Origin of the sequence: Bradyrhizobium sp. SHOUNA76, assembly GCF_023006445.1 — a bacterium.
In the GTDB taxonomy this organism is placed as follows: Bacteria; Pseudomonadota; Alphaproteobacteria; order Rhizobiales; family Xanthobacteraceae; genus Bradyrhizobium.
In genome coordinates this window covers 1-1,974 of record NZ_JALBHA010000782.1, presented here as the reverse complement: position 1 = coordinate 1,974, position 1,974 = coordinate 1, and the positions used below count along the sequence as shown (strand labels likewise).

The following is a 1,974-nucleotide window of genomic DNA, read 5'->3' as shown; positions in this document are numbered from 1 at the left end:
GGGATTGCCTTGCGGCAGCACGAGACCCTGCTCGCGGCGCACGAACGCCACCAGCACCGCATCATGCAGGTCGGGAGCTGCGCGCAGCGCTTCGACACTGGCATCGCCGGCGAGATCGTCGGAAGCATCCAGGCCGTGGAAGTGCACCGCCGCCGCCATCACCTCGTTGCGCTGCAGGCGCTCGAGCCCGCGCATGCTGCCCTCGCTCATCGATCCCAGGCCGGATCCGGACTCGCGCAGGCTCCAATCCAGCAGTTCGTCCTGGCTGCCGCCCACGACCGGCGGCGGCTCCGCGATCAGCATGCCGGCCGGACGCGCAAGGCCCGACAGCACCCAGAGATCGAGTTCGTGCCGTGGGAAGAGCCACTTCCCGGTCACCTTGGTGCAGGGGATCGCGCCGGTGGTGACGAGTTCGTAAAGTTTGCGTTCGCCGAGCCGAAGGTAATCGGCGGCTTCGCTGGTCGTCAGGAATTCCATCCTGCATTCCTATGCAAATTCTTGCTTCTTTTTGACGTCTAACGCAGGTGCAATTCTGCATTTCAATTTGTGTCCCCGGGAACCATGCCTGATGATCTCGCTGCTTTGCAACACATCCGCGCGCGCGATGTCTGCTTTGGTGAACGATCTCAAAGCGTGCGTGCTTGCCGAAATTTCCCGACTGCGGAGCGCAAGGCAGCAGATGCGTCACGAGTGCGGCGCAATCGCTCGCCATCATGACTACGTCTTATTCAATGGGAACCCGATCATGGCCGTCCGCCGCCTCTCCGTTGCATTCGCGCTCTTCTGCGGCCTCGCCGCGGGCGTTGCGGCGTCATCCGCGGAGGACCGCGCGATCGTGCTGGCCTCGACCACATCGACGCAGGATTCCGGCCTGCTCGACTATCTGCTGCCGATCTTCCAGGACAAGACCGGCATCGAGGTGACCGTGATCGCGCGGCGTGCCGATGAGGTGCTCAACGGGCCGCGACGGGGCGAGGCCGACGTCGTGCTGATGCACGCGCGGCCGCAGGAGGAGAAATTCGTCGCCGACGGGTTTGGCGTGAAGCGCTTCAACGTGATGTACAACGACTATGTGCTGATCGGGCCGAAGAGCGATCCGGCAGCCGTGAAGGGCAAGGATATCGTGACGGCGCTGAAGGCGATCGAAGCCAAAGGCGCGCCGTTCGTGACGCGCGGCGATCGGTCGGGCACCCACGCCGCGGAGCTCGCGCTATGGATCGTCGCCGGCATCGACATCGGCGCTGCCAAGGGCGCCTGGTATCGCGAGGTCGGGCAGGGCATGACCTCGGCCCTCGACGCCGCGCGCGCCGCGAATGCCTATGTGCTGTCGGACCGCGGCAGCTGGATCTCGTTCAGGGATCGCGGCGATCTCGACATCGTCGTCGAAGGCGACCGGCGGCTGCTCAATCAGTACGGCGTGATGCTGGTGAACCCAGAGAAGTTTCCGAACGTGAAGAAGGATCTCGCGCAGACCTTCATCGACTGGCTGACCTCGCCGGAGGGGCAGACGGCGATCGCCGGCTACAAGGTCGACGGGCAGCAGCTGTTCTTCCCGAATTCGGACCGGTCGGGCGGTTGAGGCCAGCATCGCCGGCGGTTGCCAAAGCGGGCGATGCATGGTCCACCATGGCGCATGACCCAGCGCCTGCCGCCCTCGCTCACGCCGCTCGAGATCGCGCTCGCCGCGTTGCTGAACGGGCTCGAGCCGGTTGCACCGGTGGAGTTGCCACTGACCGACGCGGCCGGTTGCATCGCTGTGGGCACTCCGCTGCTTGCGGCCCATCCGCCGCACGACATTGCCGCCGCGGACGGCTGGGCCGTCTCCGCCAACGATCTCGTCGGCGCGTCCTCGTATTCGCCGCTGCCTCTGGCAAAAGTGCCGCATTGGGTCGAGGCCGGCGACGCGATGCCGGCGGGATGCGACTGTGTGCTCGACGCCGACGCCGTGGAGGTGGCAGGGCCGCTCGCGCAGGT

At 66.0% G+C, this 1,974-nt stretch carries 2 protein-coding genes and 1 pseudogene; 2 read left to right on the top strand and 1 reads right to left on the bottom strand.

Annotation, left to right across the window (positions count from 1 at the left end):
* Positions 1-477, bottom strand: a 477-nt coding sequence (locus tag MOV74_RS37045; RefSeq protein ID WP_246932342.1) for a helix-turn-helix domain-containing protein, incomplete at its 3' end; no start/stop codon positions are given.
* Positions 478-745: 268 nt separating this feature from the next.
* Between MOV74_RS37045 and MOV74_RS37040 the strand changes: the two genes are divergently transcribed.
* Positions 746-1,579 carry a substrate-binding domain-containing protein gene (locus MOV74_RS37040; protein WP_246932339.1) on the top strand — a complete coding sequence of 278 codons (834 nt, stop codon included), beginning with the start codon at positions 746-748 and terminating at the stop codon, positions 1,577-1,579.
* 54 nt (positions 1,580-1,633) lie between these two features.
* Positions 1,634-1,974, top strand: a pseudogene (locus tag MOV74_RS37035) (molybdopterin-binding protein); the annotation flags it as partial.

Excerpts from the sequence above, each read along its gene's own strand:
- MOV74_RS37040 (WP_246932339.1), top strand. The coding sequence starts at position 746 with ATGGCCGTCCGCCGCCTCTCCGTTGCATTCGCGCTCTTCTGCGGCCTC.